Origin of the sequence: Listeria sp. ILCC792 (assembly GCF_900186135.1) — a bacterium.
GTDB lineage: Bacteria > Bacillota > Bacilli > Lactobacillales > Listeriaceae > Listeria > Listeria goaensis.
Genome location: NZ_FYBO01000002.1, coordinates 260,552 through 282,165, shown reverse-complemented (window position 1 = coordinate 282,165; position 21,614 = coordinate 260,552). Strand labels below are relative to the sequence as shown.

The 21,614-nt window shown below is 37.9% G+C and carries 23 protein-coding genes and 1 other annotated feature; of the genes, 18 read left to right on the top strand and 5 right to left on the bottom strand.

Annotated elements, in window-relative coordinates; translation table 11 throughout:
* The first annotated feature begins 250 nt into the window (after nucleotides 1-250).
* The 3 genes from fabF (at nucleotide 251) to CFS60_RS03980 (ending at nucleotide 2,475) form a co-directional block, all read left to right on the top strand.
* Nucleotides 251-1,492 (top strand): beta-ketoacyl-ACP synthase II, encoded by a 1,242-nt coding sequence (fabF, locus tag CFS60_RS03990; protein ID WP_088809318.1) that lies wholly within the window; start codon nucleotides 251-253, stop codon nucleotides 1,490-1,492.
* A gap of 114 nt (nucleotides 1,493-1,606) precedes the next feature.
* A complete protein-coding gene (locus tag CFS60_RS03985) occupies nucleotides 1,607-2,047 on the top strand; it encodes a MarR family winged helix-turn-helix transcriptional regulator (protein WP_088809317.1) in 441 nt (146 codons plus the stop codon).
* An 11-nt stretch (nucleotides 2,048-2,058) separates the two neighbouring features.
* The gene (locus CFS60_RS03980) at nucleotides 2,059-2,475 is read left to right on the top strand and encodes an organic hydroperoxide resistance protein (protein ID WP_088809316.1); all 417 of its coding nucleotides are present in this window, start codon (nucleotides 2,059-2,061) and stop codon (nucleotides 2,473-2,475) included.
* A 41-nt stretch (nucleotides 2,476-2,516) separates the two neighbouring features.
* Here CFS60_RS03980 and trpS read toward each other — a convergent pair whose 3' ends face one another.
* Both trpS and CFS60_RS03970 read right to left on the bottom strand, forming a co-directional pair.
* Nucleotides 2,517-3,509: a tryptophan--tRNA ligase gene (gene trpS, locus CFS60_RS03975; protein ID WP_088825511.1), complete on the bottom strand. Its 993-nt coding sequence runs from the start codon at nucleotides 3,507-3,509 to the stop codon at nucleotides 2,517-2,519.
* A gap of 71 nt (nucleotides 3,510-3,580) precedes the next feature.
* Nucleotides 3,581-3,791: a binding site (T-box leader), on the bottom strand.
* Between the two features lie 46 nt (nucleotides 3,792-3,837).
* Nucleotides 3,838-4,185, bottom strand: a complete 348-nt coding sequence (locus tag CFS60_RS03970) for a DUF3899 domain-containing protein (RefSeq protein ID WP_088809314.1) — start codon at nucleotides 4,183-4,185, stop codon at nucleotides 3,838-3,840.
* Nucleotides 4,186-4,821: 636 nt separating this feature from the next.
* Here CFS60_RS03970 and CFS60_RS03965 point away from each other — a divergent pair.
* The 9 genes from CFS60_RS03965 to pepF all read left to right on the top strand — a co-directional run bounded on the left by CFS60_RS03965 (nucleotide 4,822) and on the right by pepF (nucleotide 15,440).
* Nucleotides 4,822-6,501, top strand: a complete 1,680-nt coding sequence (locus CFS60_RS03965) for a peptide ABC transporter substrate-binding protein (protein ID WP_088809313.1) — start codon at nucleotides 4,822-4,824, stop codon at nucleotides 6,499-6,501.
* Nucleotides 6,502-6,738: 237 nt separating this feature from the next.
* Nucleotides 6,739-7,668: an oligopeptide ABC transporter permease gene (gene opp3b / locus CFS60_RS03960; RefSeq protein ID WP_088809312.1), complete on the top strand. Its 930-nt coding sequence runs from the start codon at nucleotides 6,739-6,741 to the stop codon at nucleotides 7,666-7,668.
* Nucleotides 7,668-8,699 carry an oligopeptide ABC transporter permease gene (gene opp3C, locus CFS60_RS03955; protein WP_088809311.1) on the top strand — a complete coding sequence of 344 codons (1,032 nt, stop codon included), beginning with the start codon at nucleotides 7,668-7,670 and terminating at the stop codon, nucleotides 8,697-8,699. Before opp3b ends, opp3C begins: the two co-directional genes overlap by 1 nt.
* Nucleotides 8,700-8,716: 17 nt before the next feature.
* Nucleotides 8,717-9,796 (top strand): ABC transporter ATP-binding protein, encoded by a 1,080-nt coding sequence (locus CFS60_RS03950; RefSeq protein WP_088809310.1) that lies wholly within the window; start codon nucleotides 8,717-8,719, stop codon nucleotides 9,794-9,796.
* A complete protein-coding gene (locus CFS60_RS03945) occupies nucleotides 9,789-10,745 on the top strand; it encodes an ABC transporter ATP-binding protein (RefSeq protein ID WP_240310315.1) in 957 nt (318 codons plus the stop codon). Before CFS60_RS03950 ends, CFS60_RS03945 begins: the two co-directional genes overlap by 8 nt.
* Before the next feature lie 336 nt (nucleotides 10,746-11,081).
* On the top strand, nucleotides 11,082-11,477 hold the full coding sequence (gene spxA, locus CFS60_RS03940) for a transcriptional regulator SpxA (RefSeq protein WP_007474633.1): 396 nt from the start codon (nucleotides 11,082-11,084) through the stop codon (nucleotides 11,475-11,477).
* A 190-nt stretch (nucleotides 11,478-11,667) separates the two neighbouring features.
* A complete protein-coding gene (gene mecA, locus CFS60_RS03935) occupies nucleotides 11,668-12,324 on the top strand; it encodes an adaptor protein MecA (RefSeq protein WP_088809308.1) in 657 nt (218 codons plus the stop codon).
* A gap of 122 nt (nucleotides 12,325-12,446) precedes the next feature.
* Nucleotides 12,447-13,550 carry a competence protein CoiA family protein gene (locus CFS60_RS03930; protein WP_088838857.1) on the top strand — a complete coding sequence of 368 codons (1,104 nt, stop codon included), beginning with the start codon at nucleotides 12,447-12,449 and terminating at the stop codon, nucleotides 13,548-13,550.
* 75 nt (nucleotides 13,551-13,625) lie between these two features.
* Nucleotides 13,626-15,440 carry an oligoendopeptidase F gene (gene pepF, locus CFS60_RS03925; protein ID WP_088815412.1) on the top strand — a complete coding sequence of 605 codons (1,815 nt, stop codon included), beginning with the start codon at nucleotides 13,626-13,628 and terminating at the stop codon, nucleotides 15,438-15,440.
* Nucleotides 15,441-15,835: 395 nt separating this feature from the next.
* Here the strand turns inward: pepF and CFS60_RS03920 are convergent, their stop codons facing one another.
* A complete protein-coding gene (locus CFS60_RS03920; RefSeq protein WP_088809305.1) occupies nucleotides 15,836-16,171 on the bottom strand; it encodes a DUF898 family protein in 336 nt (111 codons plus the stop codon).
* A 190-nt stretch (nucleotides 16,172-16,361) separates the two neighbouring features.
* Here CFS60_RS03920 and CFS60_RS03915 point away from each other — a divergent pair, with 190 nt between their 5' ends.
* Nucleotides 16,362-17,150, top strand: coding sequence for a Cof-type HAD-IIB family hydrolase (locus CFS60_RS03915; RefSeq protein WP_088825514.1), 789 nt, complete (start codon nucleotides 16,362-16,364; stop codon nucleotides 17,148-17,150).
* Here the strand turns inward: CFS60_RS03915 and CFS60_RS03910 are convergent.
* Nucleotides 17,147-17,446 carry an MGMT family protein gene (locus CFS60_RS03910; RefSeq protein WP_088809303.1) on the bottom strand — a complete coding sequence of 100 codons (300 nt, stop codon included), beginning with the start codon at nucleotides 17,444-17,446 and terminating at the stop codon, nucleotides 17,147-17,149. The two genes, CFS60_RS03915 and CFS60_RS03910, sit on opposite strands and share 4 nt — an antisense overlap.
* A gap of 86 nt (nucleotides 17,447-17,532) precedes the next feature.
* Between CFS60_RS03910 and CFS60_RS03905 the strand changes: the two genes are divergently transcribed.
* A complete protein-coding gene (locus CFS60_RS03905) occupies nucleotides 17,533-18,567 on the top strand; it encodes a nucleoid-associated protein (protein WP_088838856.1) in 1,035 nt (344 codons plus the stop codon).
* A 41-nt stretch (nucleotides 18,568-18,608) separates the two neighbouring features.
* On the opposite strand, the gene CFS60_RS03900 is transcribed toward CFS60_RS03905, so the two are convergent.
* On the bottom strand, nucleotides 18,609-18,989 hold the full coding sequence (locus CFS60_RS03900) for a VOC family protein (protein WP_088809301.1): 381 nt from the start codon (nucleotides 18,987-18,989) through the stop codon (nucleotides 18,609-18,611).
* Between the two features lie 134 nt (nucleotides 18,990-19,123).
* Here CFS60_RS03900 and CFS60_RS03895 point away from each other — a divergent pair, with 134 nt between their 5' ends.
* From CFS60_RS03895 to CFS60_RS03880, 4 genes are read left to right on the top strand one after another with little or no spacing between them, the layout of a single operon-like run.
* The gene (locus CFS60_RS03895; protein WP_088809455.1) at nucleotides 19,124-19,750 is read left to right on the top strand and encodes an MBL fold metallo-hydrolase; all 627 of its coding nucleotides are present in this window, start codon (nucleotides 19,124-19,126) and stop codon (nucleotides 19,748-19,750) included.
* A 12-nt stretch (nucleotides 19,751-19,762) separates the two neighbouring features.
* Nucleotides 19,763-20,014 (top strand): (4Fe-4S)-binding protein, encoded by a 252-nt coding sequence (locus CFS60_RS03890; protein ID WP_088809300.1) that lies wholly within the window; start codon nucleotides 19,763-19,765, stop codon nucleotides 20,012-20,014.
* Nucleotides 20,004-20,309 (top strand): GNAT family N-acetyltransferase, encoded by a 306-nt coding sequence (locus tag CFS60_RS03885; RefSeq protein WP_369823176.1) that lies wholly within the window; start codon nucleotides 20,004-20,006, stop codon nucleotides 20,307-20,309. The genes CFS60_RS03890 and CFS60_RS03885 overlap by 11 nt, the downstream gene beginning before the upstream one ends.
* Complete coding sequence (locus CFS60_RS03880) at nucleotides 20,306-21,442, top strand: low temperature requirement protein A (protein WP_088838854.1); 1,137 nt, start codon at nucleotides 20,306-20,308, stop codon at nucleotides 21,440-21,442. Before CFS60_RS03885 ends, CFS60_RS03880 begins: the two co-directional genes overlap by 4 nt.
* The last annotated feature ends 172 nt before the right edge of the window (nucleotides 21,443-21,614 follow it).

The following is a 21,614-nucleotide window of genomic DNA, read 5'->3' as shown; positions in this document are numbered from 1 at the left end:
TTTGATTTTTAGATGTTTGAGGTGTTTTTATGTATAGATAAAGACACCTTTCTTTCTTTTGTGGTATAATAAAATCGGCTTGAATTTTGCTTCAAACCAAGCTCTATTTATTTGTACAATAGCTGCCAAGTTGGCTATATGTTTTTGCTATATTTTTATTTATTATTTTGAAGCAACAAATATTAAGGATGACTCCTGTCAGTTGACAGAAGTTGTTTTTTCATGAGCCCAAAGACAAGGAGATGAGTACATGGAAAGAAGAAGAGTAGTCGTTACTGGTATTGGAGCAGTTACACCACTTGGAAATGATGCAGAAACTTCTTGGGAAAACGCGAAAAATGGTGTTAACGGTGTTAAAGAATTAACGCGTTTAAATCCTGATGATTTCCCAGTGAAAATTGCTGCTGAATTAAAGGACTTCGATGTTGAAAAATATATCGAGAAAAAAGAAGCTCGTAAGATGGATCGTTTCACTCACTATGCAATTGCAGGTGCAGAAATGGCATTAAACGACGCTGATTTTAAAATTGATGATTCCAATGCTGAGCGTGTAGGCGTTTGGATTGGTTCTGGTATCGGCGGAATGGAAACTTTTGAAACACAATATGATACGTATATTAATCGTGGTCTTCGCCGAGTTAGCCCATTCTTTGTTCCAATGATGATTCCAGACATGGCTTCTGGTCAAGTATCAATCCGTTTTGGTGCCAAAGGAATTAATACCGCAACGGTGACGGCTTGTGCAACAGGCACAAACTCAATTGGTGATGCTTTCAAAGTGATTGAACGTGGCGATGCCGACGTGATGATTACAGGTGGAAGTGAAGCACCAATTACAAAAATGGCGCTCGCTGGCTTTTGTGCTAATAAAGCTTTGTCGCTAAATCCAGACCCTGAAACAGCTTGCCGTCCATTTGATAAAGACCGCGATGGCTTTATTATCGGTGAAGGTGCAGGAATTGTTATTTTAGAAGAGTATGAACACGCTAAAGCACGTGGCGCTAAAATTTATGCAGAAGTTGTTGGCTACGGTTCAACAAGTGATGCGCATCATATTACAGCACCAGCTCCAAACGGCGAAGGTGCAGCACGTTCGATGAAACAAGCTTTAAACGATGCTGGATTAGAGCCGGAAAGTGTAGACTATATTAATGCACACGGAACAAGTACAGGTTATAACGATGAATTCGAAACAGCTGCAGTTAAAACGGTTTTTGGCGACCATGCTTATAAGTTAGCTGTTAGTTCAACAAAATCTATGACAGGGCACACATTAGGCGCATCTGGCGGAATTGAAGCCATTTTCTCTGTTCTAACGATTCGCGATAGTGTGATTCCACCAACGATCCATCTTGAAAATCCAGATGAGCTTTGCGATCTTGACTACGTGCCAAATGTTGCGCGGAAGCAAGATGTAAAAGTGGCAATGTCCAATTCATTTGGTTTCGGCGGACATAATGCGACGCTAGTATTTAAAAAATTTGAGGCGTGATGATAAAGGACTTGAACAATATTGTTCAAGTCCTTTTTTTTGAGCAAACAATTCGCTTTTTGTTAAAATATTGCTTACAATTAAATTGTGAACAATATAAAAGGAGATGATTTTATGGAAACAAATCATCGATTACTAGATGAGCAGCTATGTTTTGCAATTTATAACGTCCAGCGCAACTTCACAAAATACTACCGGAAAGCGCTCAGTCCCTTCCAGCTAACCTACCCACAGTACATCGTTTTGCTCGCCCTCTGGGAACAAGACGCACAGAGCGTAATGGAACTTGGCGCACAGCTAGATTTAGATAGCGGAACACTGACCCCTTTGCTTAAAAGAATGGAACAAGATGGGCTAGTCCTCCGGAACCGCAAGCAAAGCGACGAGCGTGTCGTCATCATCTCTTTGACGGAAAAGGGTAGCCAATTGGAAGGCGCAGTTATTGGCGCAGTGAATGCATGCATTCAGCAATTGTTTTCTGGGCAAGTTGGGCATACAAATTTACTTGCAGATGTGAAAAACTTGAATGAGACACTTAAAAGTTATTTAATTTAGGAGGAGAAAAAATGAAAAAATTATATGAAACAACGGTTGTTAATACAGGTGGCAGAAGCGGGGAAGTGCATTCAGAGGACAATGTCTTTTTCTTTGATATTTCGGCGCCGAAGGAACTTGGTGGCGACGGAGGCGGTGGCACAAATCCAGAACAGCTATTTGCCGCCGGATATAGCTCTTGCTTTAATAGCGCGCTGGAACTTGTTATGGGAAAAGCAGGCGTAACAGGCAAAAGCGAAGTAACCGCAACAGTTTCCCTATATAACGATCCAGAAGACAACGGATTTAAAGTTGGTGTGGATTTGGTAGCACATATCGACGGCGTGGACGAAGCGACTGCCAAAGAGTTGATTGAAAAAGCCCACCAAGTTTGTCCGTACAGCAAAGCAACACGCGGCAACATCGATGTTACGCTGCAAATTGTATAAGCAAGAAGCCAAAATCAAAAAATTGATTTTGGCTTCTTTTTTTAACGGCGTTTGCGGCCGAGTCCAATGGCATTTTCCATTTTTTTAAGGGTCTTATTAGCAACAAAACGGGCTTTTTCAGCACCTTCATCAAGAATTCTATCCAATTCATCAGATTGCAGAAAGTCTTCGTAGCGCGTTTGAATCGGCTCTAATTCCTGAACAACCAATTCGGCAAGGTCAGATTTAAAATCGCCATAGCCTTTCCCCGCGTATTTTTCTTCGATGGCAGAAACCGTTTCGCCCGTTAAAGCAGAATAAATGGAGAGTAAGTTAGAAATACCAGGCTTACTTTCCTTGTCATATTGCACGACACCAGATGAATCGGTGACCGCACTCTTGATTTTCTTCCTAATCGTGCTTGGAGGATCTAACAAATAGATGGCACTTTTAATATTTTCATCGGATTTACTCATTTTTTTCGTTGGTTCCTGTAAAGACATCACGCGCGCGCCTTGTTTTGGAACGAAAATATCGGGCATTTTAAAGATTTCGTTATGTTTTTTGTTAAAGCGATCCGCTAAATCACGCGTTAATTCAATGTGCTGCTTTTGGTCGTCACCAACCGGAACAAGATCGGTTTGATAGAGTAAAATATCGGCAGCCATTAGCGGCGGATAAGTTAGTAGTCCTGCGCTGACACCAGCTTTCCCAGCAGACTTATCTTTAAATTGGGTCATTCGCTCCAGCTCGCCAATGTACACATTACATTGCAAAATCCATGCAGCTTGCGCGTGCGCCGGAACTTCTGATTGAATAAATAAGGTCGCTTTCTCTGGGTCTAAACCAACCGCTAAATACAGTGCGGCCAAGCTTCTAATTTGCTTTCTAAGTTTTAAGCGGTCTTGAGGCACCGTAATGGCGTGCTCGTCAACAATACAGTAGTAGCAGTCATATTCGTCTTGGAAGCTACCAAACTGTTTTAATGCGCCGATATAATTCCCAAGTGTTAAATCACCACTCGGTTGAATACCAGAAAAAATAACTTTTTTCATCCTGTTTTCCTCCTAAAATTAATATGCGATCGAGAGAACATAAAAACCGCCCGTCTCTAGCAAAAAATTCTGCTAGGGACGAACGGTTTGTCCGCGGTACCACCCTAATTGCTTTAAAAAGCACTCATAAGATAACGGTCTTAAGCCGCCACTTGCTACTAAAAGTTCACAAGCAGTTCTCGGGAAGCCCATTCCATTTTGTTCTATACTTGTTTCCACCAAACACAAGCTCTCTATAAATAGTTTACACAAAATGTACTATTTTCCCTCTAACGCATCAGTTATAGTAATGACATTTTACCAAGAAATGGAATAAGCTGTCAAACTCTTACATATAATAAAACAGCATAACAAGAAAACTTGAAGCAAGCACAATGAGAGAACTAATCAAAATATCGAGATACGGAATGCCGACAAGTTCCGAGAGCATCATATCCGAAAACTCGTTATCTTCTTCGCCTTTAAATTTCCGGGACACTTTACGAAAACCGTCGTGTACGCGGTCAAGAAAGCCAGAGCGCATAATATAAACGATAAGACCTATTATGAAGACGCTAAAACCAACATAAAAGGAAAGGTCAATATACTGCAGGAGCGTAAAATGTTGCTGAAAAAGCATTATAATTAGAATAAGAACTTCTTGAATAACCGTATAGATGATTAATCGTTTTAACAAATGCATGTCACCTCGCGTTTTTGATTCTTGTATTACTTTAGCATAAAAAAAGAAGGTAGACGAATTTTAATTGTTTAGCAGATATGACGACAGATTATTCGGACAATTGTAGATATTTAGTAATAAATGAGTGAGTGACTGGCTTTCTGATGATGTAATGAAATGTTACAATTTTTTATTTTGAAAAATCCCATTATATCAACCTTTTTATTAATGATTCATAAATTAAATTTATTTTTTAGTCTTTTTATATAGACAAGAGCAAAAAAAAAGTATATAAATAAATATAATCCTAAAATTATTCGGGATTAACATCACTTTTTGTTAGTATTTTAGTTTTGCTTGTTTTTTGATAGACAAATTCCGAATTCAAGGCAAAAGTAGTTTGACTAAACTAGATTTATTTTCTGAAAACTTAATCAATGGTGTTTCGTCTTTCAAATCAATGTACTAAACGTATGTGTTATTTGTCAGACTTTTCATATTCTTTAGCCATTGTGAGAATTTTTTTGAAATTTATCACTTTTAGCCTTGATTTGAAATATTTGGTTAAATCAATTTACAAAGCTTAAAAAACTGAGGTATAATAACAAGTGAAACAATTTTTCAGAAAAATAAAAAAGGGAGGTATATTTAGTGAAAAAATCTAAATTATTTTTAGCTCTTGGATTGACACTTGTACTGAGCTTAGTCTTAGTAGCATGTGGAGGAGGAAATGATTCTTCGTCCGACGATAAAAAAGGCTCAGGTGATGGTAAAGCATCAGGGGAACAAGTTCTTAACTTGTCAGAATCAGCATTAATTCCTTCTGCTGATAGTTCAAAAGCAGATGACCAAGTTGGTTTAAATGTACTTAACCAAACAAATGAAGGTCTATATGCGCTTGACAAAGATGGTATTCCTGCAATTGCTGGAGCCGCTGAAGAACCAAAAGTTAGTGATGACAAAACAGTCTATACCTTCAAATTACGTGACGATGCAAAATGGTCTAACGGTGACCCTGTTACAGCCAAAGATTATGTCTTTGCTTGGCAACGTGCGGTTAACCCAGACACAGCTGCAACGTATTCTTACTTATTCTCCGCTATCAAAAATGGTGAAGAAATTGTAGCAGGTAAGATGAAACCTGAAGAATTAGGGATTAAAGCAGTAGATGATAAAACTCTTGAAATTACATTATCTAAACCAGCTGCTTACATTAATTCATTATTCGCATTCCCAACATTCTTCCCATTAAATGAGAAGTTTGTAACGGAAAAAGGCGAAAAATATGCTCAAAACAGTGATAATATTTTATATAACGGTCCTTTCGTATTGAAAGATTGGACAGGAACGAATAAAAAATGGACTTACGTTAAAAACGATAACTACTGGGATAGAGACGCTGTGAAATTGAAACAAATCAATGTTCAAGTTGTTCAAGACGCAGGAACTAACTTAAATCTTTATAACACTGGTAAAATTGACCGCGCGCTTCTAAGTGCTGAATATTCTGCCCAAAATAAAGATAATAAAGACTACACTGTAGTTAATGATTCTTCAACTTTCTACATTAAATTTAACCAAGAACGCAAAGGGAAGAAAACTCCACTTGCAAATAAAAACATTCGTAAAGCAATTGCACTTGCAATTGATAAAGAAGCGTATGTAAATACTGTACTTCAAAATGGTTCTAAACCAGCTAACAACTTAGTGCCACCAGATTTCACATTTGATCCAGGTAACAAAGAAGACTATGTGAAAGAATCTGGCGCACACTTAGAATACAATAAAGAAGAAGCTCAAAAAGCTTGGAAACAAGGTTTGAAAGAGCTAGGAGTAAGTAACCTTACTTTAGAATTTACAAGTGATGATACTGAAAATGCTAAAAAATCTTCTGAATTTATTCAAAACCAATTAGAAACTAACCTTGATGGTTTGAAAGTGAACCTTAAAAATGTACCATTCAAGATTCGCTTGCAAAACGACCAAAACCAAGATTATGATGTTTCTATGAGTGGTTGGGGTCCTGACTATCAAGATCCATCTACTTTCTTAGATTTATTCCAAACAGGTGGCGCTCAAAACAGAATGAGCTACTCTAATCCTGATTATGATAAAATCTTAGAAGATGCAGCTGTGACTTATGCGGCTGAACCACAAAAACGTTGGGATGAAATGGTTAAAGCAGAGCAAATCTTGCTTACAGATGATGTAGCGATTTCGCCACTTTACCACCGTTCAAATGCATACTTGCAACAATCTTATATTAAGGATTTACAAAAAAATCCATTTGGTCCTGACTATACGTACAAAAATACGTATTTGACTAAATAAGTTTTTAAGAAATGCTTGACTTGAGAGAGAGTATATTTCGATATACTCTCTCATTTTGCTGATGTTTTGCGAGATGCAACAAAACGCTTTAACGTCATATTTAAATTTGGAAAAAGTAGGTTTTGAGAAAATTACTTGATTAACATATGTAATGAAATAAAATAAAGGCTCTAAGCATATGGCGAATTTTTGAAAACCTTTAACACATAAAAATAAATTTGGGAGGTGTAGAGATAGATGGCAAAATATACGTTAAAACGCGTTTTCTACATGTTAATAACACTCTTCATTATTGCTTCGGTTACATTCTTCCTAATGAAGCTTTTGCCGGGTACACCGTATCGTAATCAGGAAAAACTATCTGATGAGCAAATTCATATTATGAATGAGAAATACGGTTTAAATGATCCGGTGCCTGTTCAATATTTTAATTATATGACAGGTTTAGTAAAAGGGGATTTAGGGGTATCTTTCCAACTTGACAATCGTCCTGTATCTGAAATTCTAGGCGCGCTTATTGGTCCATCCATCACACTCGCACTAGAAGCAATGGTTTTTGGTCTTTTCTTTGGTATTATTTTAGGAGTTATCGCCGCCATGTATCAGAATAGGTGGCCTGACTATACCAGTACCTTCATTGCGATACTAGGAAAATCGATTCCTTCTTTCGTCTTCGCTACAGTCCTGCAATACTGGATTGGAGCAAAATTACAATGGTTGCCTGTAGCTGGGTGGGGGACTTTTGCAGAATCTATTTTACCAGCATTTGCGCTTGCAATGTTTCCACTTGCAACAGCAGCACGTTTCATGAGAACTGAATTAATTGATGTATTTGCATCTGACTATATTTTGCTTGCCAAAGCAAAAGGGAACAGTCGACCTGAAATAGCAGTGAAACATGCTATTCGAAATGCACTTATTCCGCTTATTACTGTTATAGGACCATTGTCTGTTGCGCTGATGACAGGTTCACTTGTAATTGAAAATATTTATGGGATTCCTGGGATTGGTAGCCAATTTGTAATGTCTATACAAACGAATGATTATCCGGTAATTATGGGAACTACTTTACTATTTGCTGTGATGTTAATACTAGTCATTCTTATTGTAGATATTTTATATGGACTAATTGATCCTCGAATTCGTGTGTCTGGAGGGAAAAAATAATGGCAGAAAAAATTGCAAAAGAAATGTTCCAGCCAGTGCAAATTAAAGATGCTGAAGCAGAAAAAATTTCACGCCCAAGTTTGACTTTCCTTCAAGACTCATGGATACGCGTACGGAAAAATAAAGCTGCTTTAGTTTCAATCATAGTATTAGGGGTTATCGTTTTGATGGCTATTTTTGGGCAATATATGTCACCAAATCTAGGTCCTAAAAATAGTGTTAACTACCAAAATAATCAATATGCAAGTTTACCTCCGAAAGTACCTGGTTTTGAGAATATGCCTTTTTGGAATGGTAAACAGAATATTGGTGGTACAGAAGTAGATGTTTATCAACAAAAAAATGTTGAAGAAGGCACATACTATTGGTTAGGAAGTGATACATTAGGTCGTGACCAATTTGCTCGTATTTGGGCTGGGACACGAGTTTCACTTATTATTGCTGTTGTTGCGGCACTATGTGACTTGGTTGTCGGCGTTGCATACGGACTTATTTCCGGGTATAAAGGTGGCAGAGTTGATAGTATCATGCAAAGAATACTGGAAGTACTCTCCGCTATTCCTAATTTAGTGGTTGTTATTTTGATGATTTTAGTACTGAAAGCTGGTATGGTTTCAATAATTATCGCCATTGCGATGACGAGTTGGATAACGATGGCCAGGGTTGTTAGGGGACAAGTTTTAAAACTGAAAGACCAAGAATTTGTTCTGGCATCCTTAACTCTAGGTGAATCTGTTCCTAAGATTCTAAGCAAGCATCTTTTACCTAACGTAGCAGGTGTTGTTATCATTAACGTTATGTTTAGTATTCCAAGTGCGATATTCTTTGAAGCTTTCTTAAGTTTTATCGGTTTAGGTTTACCTGCGCCGACAGCTTCACTTGGAACATTAATTAATGACGGGTATAAAACCCTTCAAGTATTGCCGTATATGGTTTTATATCCATCGATTGTATTATGTATTATTATGATTGCATTTAACTTAGTAGCTGACGGACTTCGCGATGCGTTCGATCCGAAAATGCGGGACTAAAGGAGAGGTGAGGAAAAATGGAAAAACTATTAGAAGTTAAAGATTTACACATTTCCTTCCACACTTATGCCGGCGAAGTCCAAGCCATTCGTGGAGTGAATTTTGATCTTCATAAAGGTGAAACTCTTGCTATTGTGGGAGAATCAGGTTCTGGGAAATCAGTTACGACAAAAGCAGTTATGAGGTTGCTTCCTGAAAGTAACTCTAGCATAAAATCCGGTCAAATTTTATTTGATGGGAAGGACTTGGCAACAGCGTCTGAAAAGCAAATGCAAAAGATTCGTGGTAAAGATATCTCGATGATTTTCCAAGATCCGATGACGTCGCTTAATCCAACAATGCCGATTTGGAAGCAAATTGCGGAACCGCTTATTAAGCATCAGAAAATTAGTAAGACAGAAGCGCGTAAAACGGCACTTCGCTTACTTCAACTGGTAGGAATTCCGAACGCTGAGGAACGCGTTAAGCAGTATCCGCACCAATTTTCCGGAGGGATGCGCCAACGTGTTGTTATTGCCATTTCACTCGCGTGTAACCCGCAGATTTTAATCGCGGATGAGCCTACGACAGCACTAGACGTAACAATCCAAGCTCAAATTTTAGACCTAATGAAAGATCTTCAACAAAAAATTGATACATCTATCATTTTCATTACGCATGACCTTGGTGTAGTAGCGAATGTGGCGGATAGAGTTGCTGTTATGTATGCAGGGAAAATTGTTGAAATTGGGACGGTAGATGAAATTTTCTATAACCCGCAACACCCGTATACATGGGGCTTGATTAGTTCAATGCCAACGCTTGATACAGATGATGAGGAATTATATGTTATTCCGGGAACTCCTCCTGATTTATTAAAACCGCCAAAAGGTGATGCGTTCGCTGCGCGTAACCAATATGCGATGGCGATAGATTTGGAAGAGCAACCGCCGATGTTTAAAGTATCCGATACGCATTATGCGGCGACTTGGTTACTTCATCCGGATGCGCCTGAAGTAACGCCTCCAGATGCTGTATTAAGACGTCAAGAACAATTTGCGAAGGAACATCCTGGTATGCAAGCTGTTCATGCGAAGGGGGTCGAACAAGGTGAGTGAACGCGAAAAATTACTTGAAATCCACAATTTAAAACAATACTTCAATGAAGGCAAAGCGAATGAAGTTCGTGCTGTGGACGATATTTCTTTTGATATTTATAAAGGTGAAACACTGGGCCTTGTAGGTGAATCAGGCTGTGGGAAATCAACGACTGGTCGTACCATTATTCGTTTGTATGACGCAACAGGTGGCGAAGTTTTATACAACGGTAAAAATGTTCATGCAAAAAAATCTCGTAAAGAGATGCATGAATTTCGTCGTAAAATGCAAATGATTTTCCAAGATCCTTATGCGTCTTTAAATCCGCGTATGAAAGTGCGTGATATTATTGCAGAGGGAATTAATATTCATGATCTTGCAAGTTCTCCAGCTGACGCTGATGAACAAGTTTATAAGTTGCTTGAAACAGTTGGTTTGAGCAAAGAACATGCTGGCCGTTATCCACATGAGTTCTCAGGTGGACAAAGACAACGTATTGGAATTGCTCGAGCACTTGCTGTTCAACCAGAATTTATCATTGCAGATGAACCGATTTCAGCACTTGATGTTTCTATTCAAGCTCAAGTAGTCAATCTTTTGAAGGAATTGCAAAAAGATAAGGGACTAACGTATCTCTTTATTGCACATGACCTTTCAATGGTAAAATATATTAGTGATCGTATTGGTGTCATGTATTTTGGGAAATTAGTTGAGTTAGCTCCAGCTAATGATTTGTACCGTGCACCGCTACATCCTTATACGGAGTCGCTTTTATCTGCTATTCCACTTCCAGACCCGAATTATGAACGTACTCGTGTGCGTAAAGCATATGATCCAACGATGCATAATTATAAAGACGGTGAAGAATTGAAAATGCGTGAAGTTGCTGAGGGACATTTTGTTTATTGTTCGGAAGCGGAACTTGAGTCTTATAAAGAGAAGCATGCTAGCTTGATAGCTAGTGTATAAATAAGTAAAAGAGTTCTAGCATTTTGCTAGAATTCTTTTGTTTAATGAGAAATATTGATAGTGAATTCTCATTGAATTTTAATAAATCTGAGGAAATTTTCATGTGATTCTAGTTTAAACCAAGTATAGTAAGGGTACATACTAAGAGCGACTTACTAAAAAACATTTCTACATATTTGTTATAATTTTTTCGAAAATAGTATATAGAATTTCACAAGTTTAGTGTATAATGGAAATGTAAGTTCTTATATTGCTATTTTCAAAATAGAGAAATGAATTAGCGATTCGTTTGTGAATGAAACAAAATTAAAACCGATTAAGGAGTGTGAATGTCTAATGGTAACGTTATACACTTCACCTAGTTGCACATCTTGCCGTAAAGCACGTGCATGGTTAGAAGAACATGAAATCCCTTATAAAGAAAGAAATATTTTTTCTGAACCACTGAGTTTAGATGAAATAAAAGAAATCCTCCGTATGACGGAAGATGGAACAGATGAAATTATTTCAACACGTTCTAAAACATTCCAGAAACTAAACGTTGACTTGGACAGTTTACCTCTACAAGAGTTGTTTGAGTTAATTCAAAAGAATCCGGGTTTGCTTAGACGCCCGATTATTATTGATGAGAAGCGTTTACAAGTTGGTTACAATGAAGATGAGATTCGTCGTTTTTTACCAAGAAAAGTAAGAACTTATCAACTTCGAGAAGCGCAAAAAATGGTTAACTAAACTGATTATATTAGGGTTGTTGAATGAATTTTTGTTCAGCAACTTTTTTTCTTGCTTATTTTTGGATTTTCGGCTAATATTATAAGACTACCAGTAAATAATGGTGGTATAAAATGCAGTTTTGAGCTAAAATATAAGTAAAGTAGTACCCTTCATTGTCAATGACTAATTTGGAAGGGAGAGTGTGACGATGGAAATTGAACGAATTAACGAAGATACAATCAAGTTTTATATTTCTTATCTTGATTTAGAAGAGCGTGGTTTTAATCAGGAAGATGTCTGGTATGACCGTGAGAAAAGTGAAGAACTTTTCTGGGAAATGATGGACGAGCTGAAATATGAAGAAGAGTTCTCTCCGGAAGGTCCGCTCTGGATTCAAGTACAAGCGCTAAAACATGGCTTAGAAGTATTTGTTACAAAAGCAAGTATTTCTGGTAAAGGTGAGGGGAATTTAAACCTCAGTGTAACACAGGGCGATGAATTGGCGGAAGAACGAATTGAAAAAATGCTGGAGGAAAATTTTAATCCAGTTAAAAAGGATAATTCAAATACTGAAGATACGTTAGAGTTTATTTTAGAATTTAATGATTTTGAAGATTTGATTACAATGAGCCAAGCAACTGGGCTTGAACATGTAACGACAAAATTATTTTCATACAAGGACAACTATTATTTGTATGTTGAGTTTCCTGAAGTAGAAATTAACGAAAAAAACATTGACAATGTTGTAAGTATTTTACTTGAGTATGGTTTGGAATCAAGCTTGACAGGTTATATTCTTGAAGAATATGGCAATCTAGTCTTGGATACGCCTGCTTTAGAACAAATTAAGAAACATTTTAATTAGAAATGATGAAAGACTTATTTCCGCTGATTGTGGAATAGGTCTTTTTTTATGCAAGAATTTTTTTGATTAAAGAAGGATTTTGAGATTACACGGCGAATTTAAAATATAAAAGAGGTGCATCTATGTTTACTGCTCAAACTGAAACTGGTAAAGTCATTACAGTTACAAAGACCAATCGAGATTTATTAGAAAAGAATAAAATGCGTTACGTATGTTGTTGCTGTCAAGAAGAAGTTATTTTAAAAAATGGCGATATTAAAGTACCACATTTTGCTCATAAAAAAGGTGGCAAGTGCAAGACTGCTTCTGAGGGCGAATCAGCTAAGCATTTGAAGGCTAAAGAGCTACTATTAGGTTGGCTCACTGCCCAAGCTTTTCAAGTGGATTTAGAACATTATTTCTCGGAGATTAAGCGGCAAGCAGATTTATTTGTTGAGGGAAATATTGTGCTCGAGTATCAATGTTCAACAATACCAATTAAAGAAATGATTGAACGAACGGAAAACTACTTATCTCTTAGTTTAAAGCCCTACTGGATATTAGGACAAGAATTAACAATGCGCGGGGGCAAGTATTTGTTTTCAGCTTTTCAGTTAGCTTTTTTGCTAAAAGATAAAGATTTAGGCTACTACTTATTTTGTTTTCATCCAGAAGAAAAGTGTTTTGAGTTAATTTATCATATTCATCATTATGTGGGGAAATATTTTTTTGCTTCATCGATGAAGTTACCACTTTCTATTTCACTCGAAGAAATGCAAGCTAAAATAGCGAGAATTCGTTTTAAAAGTTTATACATTAAACGCAACCGTAAAATGGAACGGGAGCATTTAAGTTATTTCTATGCAAAGTATAAAAGTAAGAGTATGTTTTCAAAGCAGCTGTATCAATCAGGCTATGCCATTTTGAATCTACCATCAGAAATTGGTGTTCAGTTGTCACGGCAGTTTCTGACCCACACACCAGCATTAGAATGGCAGTTCTTGCTATGGGAAAATTTCTTTAAGCTACTTGAAGTGGGTGATACTTTTAGTAAAGAGCATATCGTACAATATTTCAGAAAGTATGTTGTTGGAATTAAAATGATTTTCCTGCCACTTAATGAATGTCATTTGCTACTTGAGGAATACTTGCTTTTCTTAGAGAGTGAGGGTGTTTTGGTTGAATATATTGCGGGACGTTTCCGCATAAAACGGCAGATTATTTATATGGAAAAGTTGTTTAGATAAAGAGTTGTGATTTTTTGCAATTTATGAATTCTTGGCTCATAATAAAAGAAATATGACTTTGGGGGTTATGGATTTATGGTGGAAAATAAAATCAAAACAATTCCTGCAAGAAACGAAGTGCCTGAACATTTAACATGGGACTTAACGACTATTTTTGAAAGTGATGAGGCATGGGAAAACGGTTTTAAAGAGGTGCAGCAGTTAAGCGAGAAGAGTGCTGCTTATAAAGGAACGCTAGGCGAAAGCGCGAAACATTTGCTTCGTGCATTGCAATTTAGAGATGATTTATTAAATAAATTAGAAAATGTGTATGTGTATGCGCATTTGAAGTTAGATCAAGATACGGCGGATGCAAAATATCAAGGTTTAAATAGCCGTGCGGGAAGCTTAATTACACAAGTTATCTCGGGGATATCCTATTTTGATCCGGAGATTTTAGCGATAAATGAGGACGTATTAGCTTCTTATTTGAAAGAAAATGAAGACTTAAAACTCTATAAACATCTGCTAGATGATTTGAATTTAAGTCGTCCTTATATTTTGTCGGAGAAAGAGGAAGCCATTTTAGCAAGTGCTGGTGAAGTACTGGGAAGCCCGTCTAGAACATTTAATACATTAAATAATGCTGATTTGAAATTTCCAACGATAGAGGGTGAAGATGGAAACAAAATTGAAATCACGCATGGTCAATATGGTAAGCTTTTAGAAAGTGGAAACCGCCGCGTTCGCCAAGAAGCCTTTTTGGGTATGTATTCGGTTTATGAAGGCTTAAAGAATACCCTTGCAACGACACTTAGTGGACAAGTGAAGAAATCTAATTTTTATGCGAAAACAAGAGGATATAAATCGGCCAGAGAAGCGGCTTTGTCTTCAAATCACATTCCAGAATCGGTCTATGACTCACTTGTTGAAACAGTTAATGCACATTTGCCTTTATTACATCGTTATGTCGCTCTTCGCAAAGAACTTTTAGGCTTAGATGAATTGCATATGTATGATATGTATACACCGCTATCAAATGATGTGAACCTTGAGTTTACGTATGAGAATGCCAAGGATATTGTCTTAAATGGCTTGCTTCCATTAGGCGCGGAGTATCAAGAAATTCTAAAAGAAGCTTTTGATAAACGCTGGATTGACGTTGTTGAAAATAAAGGGAAACGGAGCGGGGCATATTCGTCAGGTGCGTATAGTACAAGCCCATATATATTGATGAATTGGCAAGATACAATTGACAACGTATTTACACTTGCGCATGAATTAGGGCATAGTGTGCATAGTTATTATACGCGGAAAAATCAGCCATACGTATATGGGGATTATTCTATTTTCTTAGCGGAAGTTGCTTCGACAACAAATGAAAATCTACTAACAGATTATTTATTGAAGAAGTATGAGGATAAAAAAGTTAGAGCCTATTTGTTAAATCATTACTTAGATGGTTTTAAAGGAACGGTTTTCCGGCAAACGCAATTTGCTGAGTTTGAGCATCTGATTCATCAAGCTGATCAAGAAGGCGAGGCTCTTACAGCGGAATATTTAACAGAAAACTATTTTAGAATTAATAAGAATTATTATGGGTCTGATGCCATGAAGTACGATGATGAAATTGGTTATGAATGGTCTAGAATTCCACATTTCTATATGAACTATTATGTTTTCCAATATGCAACTGGGTTTTCTGCTGCTTCTGCACTTAGCGCGAAAATTTTGAATGAAGGAGAGAAAGCTGTTCAGGATTATGTGCAATTCTTAAAGGCTGGGAGCTCAGATTTCCCAATTGAGGTATTAAAACGCGCTGGTGTGGATATGACAACACCAAAACCTGTTGAAGATGCGCTAAAGGTCTTTGAAGAAAAGCTAAATGAATTAGAATCATTAACAAAATAAATTTGTGAAATATTGGTTTTGTGAAAAATTTTCTCGAGAAACTTATAAAAAGAAGCTTTGCTATTTGAGAAAGCTTCTTTTTGTTATAGTTTTTACGTGTTAGATTAAAACAGTTAAGAGTATTGTTAAGAACAAGTCGCTAGAGGTGTTACATCGCCTGGAAATTGCCTGTGTGTGTATTATTTTTTAATAGTAATAATTAGGTGGGAATGAATTTAAAATAAAAAGTTTGTGAAGTGTTGAATTAATTGAAAGAATGTGATATATTTATACAGTGAAATATATCACAAACAAATACCCCCTTTATTTGATTGTGTGAATTTCTCCTTTTGATTGCGCTGAAAAGAGCCGTGGACCAAGTCCACGGCTTTTTTCGTTTGTTTGCTGCTGGAATTCTAGTTTTTGAACGTGGTGTTTTTTACTTTCCAGTCTTCTAGTTTGATAAATAACCAGAAACTATAAATTCCAAAAGTGATGATTGTCAAGAGCAACCACTTTATCCAATTGCCGAACAGTCCAACTGCTGAGCCGTTGAATTGTAGTCTTTTCCCTTCCACAACTGTGTGATTTATTTTCCAGCCGTAGACCATGCATAGAGCCCACGGGAAGCAAATTCCAATCGTGCATACTGTGACTAGAGCGCCTAGTATACTCCAACCAATATACTGTAATAGCCCGCCGTCGAAGAATGAGGATCTACCATTCTTTGTTTCTAAGATAGTTTCTGACATGAGTTTTCCTCCTGAAATATAAGTAATACTACAGACTTTTTTAGATTGTGTCGCAGTAATTTTAATTATACTAGTTTGGATTCGATTTGCAAATATTTATTAATAATGCACTTGAAGAATATTTTTTATAAACAGTTGACATGAAATGCATTTCATTTGGTATAGTGGAGATGAGGAAAGGTGTGTTGGAATGATTAAATTAGTGGCAGTAGATATGGATGGGACTTTTTTGGATGATAAGAAGAACTATGATAGGGAATGGTTTTTGGATATTTATGGGCGTATGAGGCGCGTAGGAGCGGAATTTGTTGTTGCGAGTGGCAACCAGTATGTCCAATTAGCTACATTTTTTGAAGAGATAAAAGAGGAGATTACATTCGTTTCGGATAACGGGGCGTATGTGCGGAAAGGCGACGAGGATATTTTTGCGGGCATTTTTGATAAGCGTGCTTTTACTGAGATTACGGCAGTTCTGCGTGAGAAAACGGATTTTGAGACCATTATTTGTGGGAAGAAAGGCGCGTATGTACTGGAGACGGTGTCGGAAGAATTTTGTGATTTTGTGAAATTTTATTGCCCGATTTTAATAAAAGTGGCTGACTTTTCGGAGATTGATGATGTGGTGTTTAAATTTGCGCTTTCTTGCAAGGAGGAGGAAACATACCGCTTGCTGGACGAGTTAAGTGGTTCGATTAGTCATTTGGCGACGCCTGTTAGTAGTGGGCATGGTAGTATTGATTTGATTCAGCCGGGTTATCATAAAGGGCATGCAATTGAGATTTTGATGGAGAAATGGGGCATTTCTAAAGACGAAGTGATGACTTTTGGAGATGGTGGCAATGATTTAGAGATGCTTAGGCTCGCGGAATTTAGTTTTGCGATGGAGAATGCGCCTGATTATGTGAAAAAAGCAGCTCGTTTTGAGGCGAAATCAAATAATGATTCGGGTGTGTTAGTTGAGCTGGATAAGCGCTTCTAGCCTTGCCAGAAACATTGTTTTAAATTGACGCAACCATTCTTTTTAAAGGGGACGTTTTCTTGATGTAGTAATGTTGTTTGTTCGGGCCAGCCGGGAACGGTGCGTCCGGATGAGTTCACAACGCGGTGACAAGGCATGTTAAGTGTGCGGTCGGTATGTTTTAGGACGTTGCCGACTAGGCGGGCGTTTTTAGGATGGTGAATCATATAGGCGATTTGGCCGTATGTGGTTACTTTGCCTTCTGGGATTCGCTGGATGACGGAATAGACGCTGTTGATAAATGCTTGAGTGGCCATTTGAAAAACTCCTTTTTAGTTTAGTATAGCAAATTTTTGGATTGTCAGGTATGCTAATAGTTGGAAAGATTGGAGTGACGAATTAGATGGTGGATTTTACATATGCGAAAGTGAAGCAGCTCGTAGTTCATTTTGTGGGGAATAAAGCGCAGGAGGAAGGCTATGAGGTGTCAAAAAATTGTTTGACGGATATTTCGGAAGATTTGAACCGGACGCTTATTTCGATTTTTTGTGATGGTTTTCAAAATGATGATTTTTTTCATTTTACGCATGAAACGAGTTTGGATTTCAATGAGGTTTATACATATTCTAATAATATTTTTGCTGATAATACGCATTTTTTAGAGGATACAGAGCAAATTTTAAAGCATTTATATAGTGAATCGACACATCCGAATATTAAAAGTGGTGATGTGTGGATTTTTGAATTGGAAGGCTGCGTTGTGGATGGGAATTTCACGAATGCAATTGGGATCTTTAAAGTGGAAAATAAAGAAGTATATGTTAAAAATGATTTTAATGGGGAAAAATTCACGATTAGTTATGATTCAGGGGTGACGGGTACTGATTTAGATAAAGGGTGCTTTATTTTTAATGATGCACTTGAAGATGGAGGCAAAGTGCTGGTGCTCAGTCGGCTTTCGAAAAATGACTCGATATATTGGAAGGACCGCTTTTTAGCGATTGAAAAAACTGCGGATGAAAAATTTTATACAGAGAGCTTTGTTAATATTTGTACGGACTATATTAAGCAAAAAGAGGAGTCGCTGATGGAGAAGGCGAGTTTTGTGAAGGCGACGAGCGAGTATATGCAGTCGTCAGAAATGCTTGATATTGATGCGTTTACGGAGAAAACGATTGAGAGTCCGGTGCAACAGGCGGAATTTAAGACGATTGTGGAGAACTTTGAGCAGGAAAATAATTTTCGTTTGCCGAAGGAATTTCAGGTGGACGAGGAAAAAGCGGAGAAGCTTTCTAAAAAAGTGAGAAAAACGCTTAAATTGGGGCGAAATATTACGCTTACGGTTAAGGATTTGGAAAACTTGAACGAAGATGATTTTGTGCAAGGGTATGATCAGGAACGTGGACGGAAGTATATGATTGTTTATTTTGATGAGTAAAAAAGCCAAGCATGTTGTGAACGCATGCTTGGCTTTTATTTTTAGCGATTTTGAATAACTTCTGTTTTGTAGCCGTCTGGGTCGGTGATGAAGTAATAAGTTGGATCGCTACCTGGAAGACCTTTTAAGTCTGTAACGGTGTAGCCCGCTTGGACGTGTTTTTGGTGAGAGGCTTTCAAGTCGTCTACACCAACAGCTAGGTGGCCATAGCCGTCGCCAATATTATAAGGTTCCTTTTTATCATAATTATAAGTGAGTTCAAGTTCGAATCCACCCTCCTCGAAAGCGAGATATACGAGCGTGAATTCGTGTTCTGGAAAGTCTTTGCGGCGTGTTTCTTTTAATGCAAAAGCGTTCGTGTAAAAATCAAGGGATTTGTCTAAGTGTTGGACGCGGATGCATGTATGTAGCATATTTGCCATTTTATTTCCTCCTCTTTTGGTTCTTGTTTTATTTTAGTATAGCGGTCTATGAATTTCAACCTCGAGGACTCGCGTTGTTTGGATTCGTGCGTTATAATGAAGCTAGAAATTATAATGAAGGTGTGGGTGTTTGCATGCTAAAAGTAGAGCATATTGTGACAGGACCAGTGGAAGAAAATACGTATGTGGTTCATGACGGGAAGTCGCTTCTGGTCATTGATCCGGGAAGTGAGCCGGAGCGAATCATTGAGATGATTGAAGGGACAGGTGCAAAGCCAGTGGCAATTTTGCTGACGCATACGCATTATGACCATATTGGTGCGTTAGACGCGATTCGTGACCACTACGAGATTCCTGTTTACGTGAGTCCGCTTGAAGAGGAATGGCTTGGGAATCCGGAGCATAATGGTTCGATTATGTTAAGAGATTACGGATTTGCTTTGATTAAAGCGCGTCCCGCGGAATTTGAACTGGAGATGCGAGATTATGATTTTTCTGGTATCAAATTTAAAGTCGTACCGACGCCAGGGCATTCCATTGGGAGTGTGAGTTTTATTTTCGGTGATTTTGCCGTAGTTGGTGACGCTTTATTTAAAGGCAGCATTGGGCGGACAGACCTTTATACGGGTGACACGGAGATGCTTCTTAGTAGTATTCAAACTGAGCTATTTACTTTGCCTGATGAAACGATTATTTACCCGGGGCACCGAGAGTCTTCTACGATAGGTTTTGAAAAAGCGACAAATCCATATTTTAATTAGGAGGAATGCTTGATGAATGAACAAGAATTACTCGAAAAGGGCTACCGCAAGTATGACGGGGAAAAAGTAGATGTGTTTTTCAATACGTCAATTTGTGCACACTCGGGAAATTGTGTGCGCGGGAATGGTGAGCTGTTTAATTTGGACCGGAAACCATGGATTTTACCAGATAATGTTGCGCCAGAAGAGGTTGTTCGCGTCATTGATACGTGCCCGAGTGGGGCGCTGAAGTACATTGTTCATACGACTGAAAATGAAAAGTAGGGAGAGATGTGTGATGGAATTCAAAAATGGTGAGAACCGAATTTATGCACTTGATGATAACGGAGAAGAAGTAGGCGAGATTACATTTACAGATGTAGGTGAAACGATGTTTATCATTGATCATACTGGTGTGGATGATAAGATGCGTGGCCAAGGAATTGCTAGCCAATTAGTGGCGCACGCTGTCGAAAAGGCAAGACGGGAAAATAAAAAAGTTATTCCGCTTTGTCCGTTTGCTAAAGCTGAGTTTGCACGTAAGAAGGAGTACCAAGAAGTGGAAGCGAACCGTAAATGAATGTTTTAGACTTGAAGAAAGAGCGAAAAGTTTCCTGGCTTGAGCTCTTTTTCGATTTAGTCTTCGTAACTGCGGTGTCGAGCACGACGCATTTATTGCTTGAAGTTGACGAGCATCCGGGGAAAGTTGCTGTTTATTTTGGCGAATATTTGCTGATGGTGACGCCGATGTTTTGGGCATGGATTGGTCAGACGATGTTTTTCAATCGCTACGGGGAACAAGTGAAAAGACCCGAGATGTTTATGTTGAGCCAGATGTTCTTCCTCATTTTGATGACGGCGAGTTTTGATTTGAACTTTAACAATACATTTTATACGTTTATCATTGGGTATGCGGGGATTCGGCTGATTACGGTTTTACAATATTTTATTGTGAGCAAAAGGCTTTTGGCGGATGCTAGGCGTGTTTCGAAGTTGCTCGGAACGATTTTTCTAATAGGCATTCTCATTTCGCTAAGTTCGATGTTTTTTGCTAGCCCAATTCGTTATTTTGTCATGTATGTGGGGATTTCATTTGATATTATTATGCCGATTGTGCTCACACGTCGCCTAAAAAAAGTACCCGTGGATTTCTCGCACTTGGCGGAGCGCTTTGGATTGTTTGTCATTATTACTTTTGGGGAAAGTATCGTTGCGATTACCAGCCTTTTAGTTGGGCATACAGAAAATTTATACACGTTACTTTATACGATATTAAGTTTCGGTCTAATTGCCACACTTTTCGTGTCTTACTTCCACAGTTTTGAACATGCTTTAGACAATGAAAAGGAAACAAACGGGCAAGTTTTACTTTACGGGCATTATTTTATCATCGTTTCCATCATGATTCTTGCCGCAAATATTCATTTGCTCTTTGCTGGGCATCTTGAAAAGAACATTCTACTGCTGTTTAGTTATGGTGCGGTCGCCGTATTTTTTATTGCGAAACAAATTGTGTTTGGGTTTCATCAAAAAGCGGAAATCGAATTTTCTTTTTGGAAAGACACCTTGCTAGTGCTGCTTCTAATCGCCGCGTTTTTAATCAACCAATTGACGACCTTACCTGTTGTAGCGAGCTTCGTTTCGCTGTGGCTTATTGCGCTTCTCGATTTGGCGCTGCAATTTAGGAAGACGCGGAGGGTGCGCGGGAAGTGAATTTATTTGAAAATAGGTGGGCACTGGTGGTTGCTTATCTGACTGGATAAATGCTTCTTTTGTGGAAATGGAATTAGATAAAAAAGATTGCTATCAATGTGATAGTGAGAGTCGACTCATCTTTATGGGGGCGGCTCTTTTTTTACAAAACTCGATATTTTCCTATTGACAA

What these genes read in the sequence shown, in the direction of transcription:
- fabF (WP_088809318.1), top strand. Translation starts at nt 251, where the DNA reads ATGGAAAGAAGAAGAGTAGTCGTTACTGGTATTGGAGCAGTTACACCA.
- CFS60_RS03985 (WP_088809317.1), top strand. Translation starts at nt 1,607, where the DNA reads ATGGAAACAAATCATCGATTACTAGATGAGCAGCTATGTTTTGCAATT.
- CFS60_RS03980 (WP_088809316.1), top strand. Translation starts at nt 2,059, where the DNA reads ATGAAAAAATTATATGAAACAACGGTTGTTAATACAGGTGGCAGAAGC.
- trpS (WP_088825511.1), bottom strand. Translation starts at nt 3,509, where the DNA reads ATGAAAAAAGTTATTTTTTCTGGTATTCAACCGAGTGGTGATTTAACA.
- opp3b (WP_088809312.1), top strand. Translation starts at nt 6,739, where the DNA reads ATGGCAAAATATACGTTAAAACGCGTTTTCTACATGTTAATAACACTC.
- opp3C (WP_088809311.1), top strand. Translation starts at nt 7,668, where the DNA reads ATGGCAGAAAAAATTGCAAAAGAAATGTTCCAGCCAGTGCAAATTAAA.
- CFS60_RS03950 (WP_088809310.1), top strand. Translation starts at nt 8,717, where the DNA reads ATGGAAAAACTATTAGAAGTTAAAGATTTACACATTTCCTTCCACACT.
- spxA (WP_007474633.1), top strand. Translation starts at nt 11,082, where the DNA reads ATGGTAACGTTATACACTTCACCTAGTTGCACATCTTGCCGTAAAGCA.
- mecA (WP_088809308.1), top strand. Translation starts at nt 11,668, where the DNA reads ATGGAAATTGAACGAATTAACGAAGATACAATCAAGTTTTATATTTCT.
- CFS60_RS03930 (WP_088838857.1), top strand. Translation starts at nt 12,447, where the DNA reads ATGTTTACTGCTCAAACTGAAACTGGTAAAGTCATTACAGTTACAAAG.
- pepF (WP_088815412.1), top strand. Translation starts at nt 13,626, where the DNA reads ATGGTGGAAAATAAAATCAAAACAATTCCTGCAAGAAACGAAGTGCCT.
- CFS60_RS03920 (WP_088809305.1), bottom strand. Translation starts at nt 16,171, where the DNA reads ATGTCAGAAACTATCTTAGAAACAAAGAATGGTAGATCCTCATTCTTC.
- CFS60_RS03915 (WP_088825514.1), top strand. Translation starts at nt 16,362, where the DNA reads ATGATTAAATTAGTGGCAGTAGATATGGATGGGACTTTTTTGGATGAT.
- CFS60_RS03910 (WP_088809303.1), bottom strand. Translation starts at nt 17,446, where the DNA reads ATGGCCACTCAAGCATTTATCAACAGCGTCTATTCCGTCATCCAGCGA.
- CFS60_RS03905 (WP_088838856.1), top strand. Translation starts at nt 17,533, where the DNA reads ATGGTGGATTTTACATATGCGAAAGTGAAGCAGCTCGTAGTTCATTTT.
- CFS60_RS03900 (WP_088809301.1), bottom strand. Translation starts at nt 18,989, where the DNA reads ATGGCAAATATGCTACATACATGCATCCGCGTCCAACACTTAGACAAA.
- CFS60_RS03895 (WP_088809455.1), top strand. Translation starts at nt 19,124, where the DNA reads ATGCTAAAAGTAGAGCATATTGTGACAGGACCAGTGGAAGAAAATACG.
- CFS60_RS03890 (WP_088809300.1), top strand. Translation starts at nt 19,763, where the DNA reads ATGAATGAACAAGAATTACTCGAAAAGGGCTACCGCAAGTATGACGGG.
- CFS60_RS03885 (WP_369823176.1), top strand. Translation starts at nt 20,004, where the DNA reads ATGAAAAGTAGGGAGAGATGTGTGATGGAATTCAAAAATGGTGAGAAC.
- CFS60_RS03880 (WP_088838854.1), top strand. Translation starts at nt 20,306, where the DNA reads ATGAATGTTTTAGACTTGAAGAAAGAGCGAAAAGTTTCCTGGCTTGAG.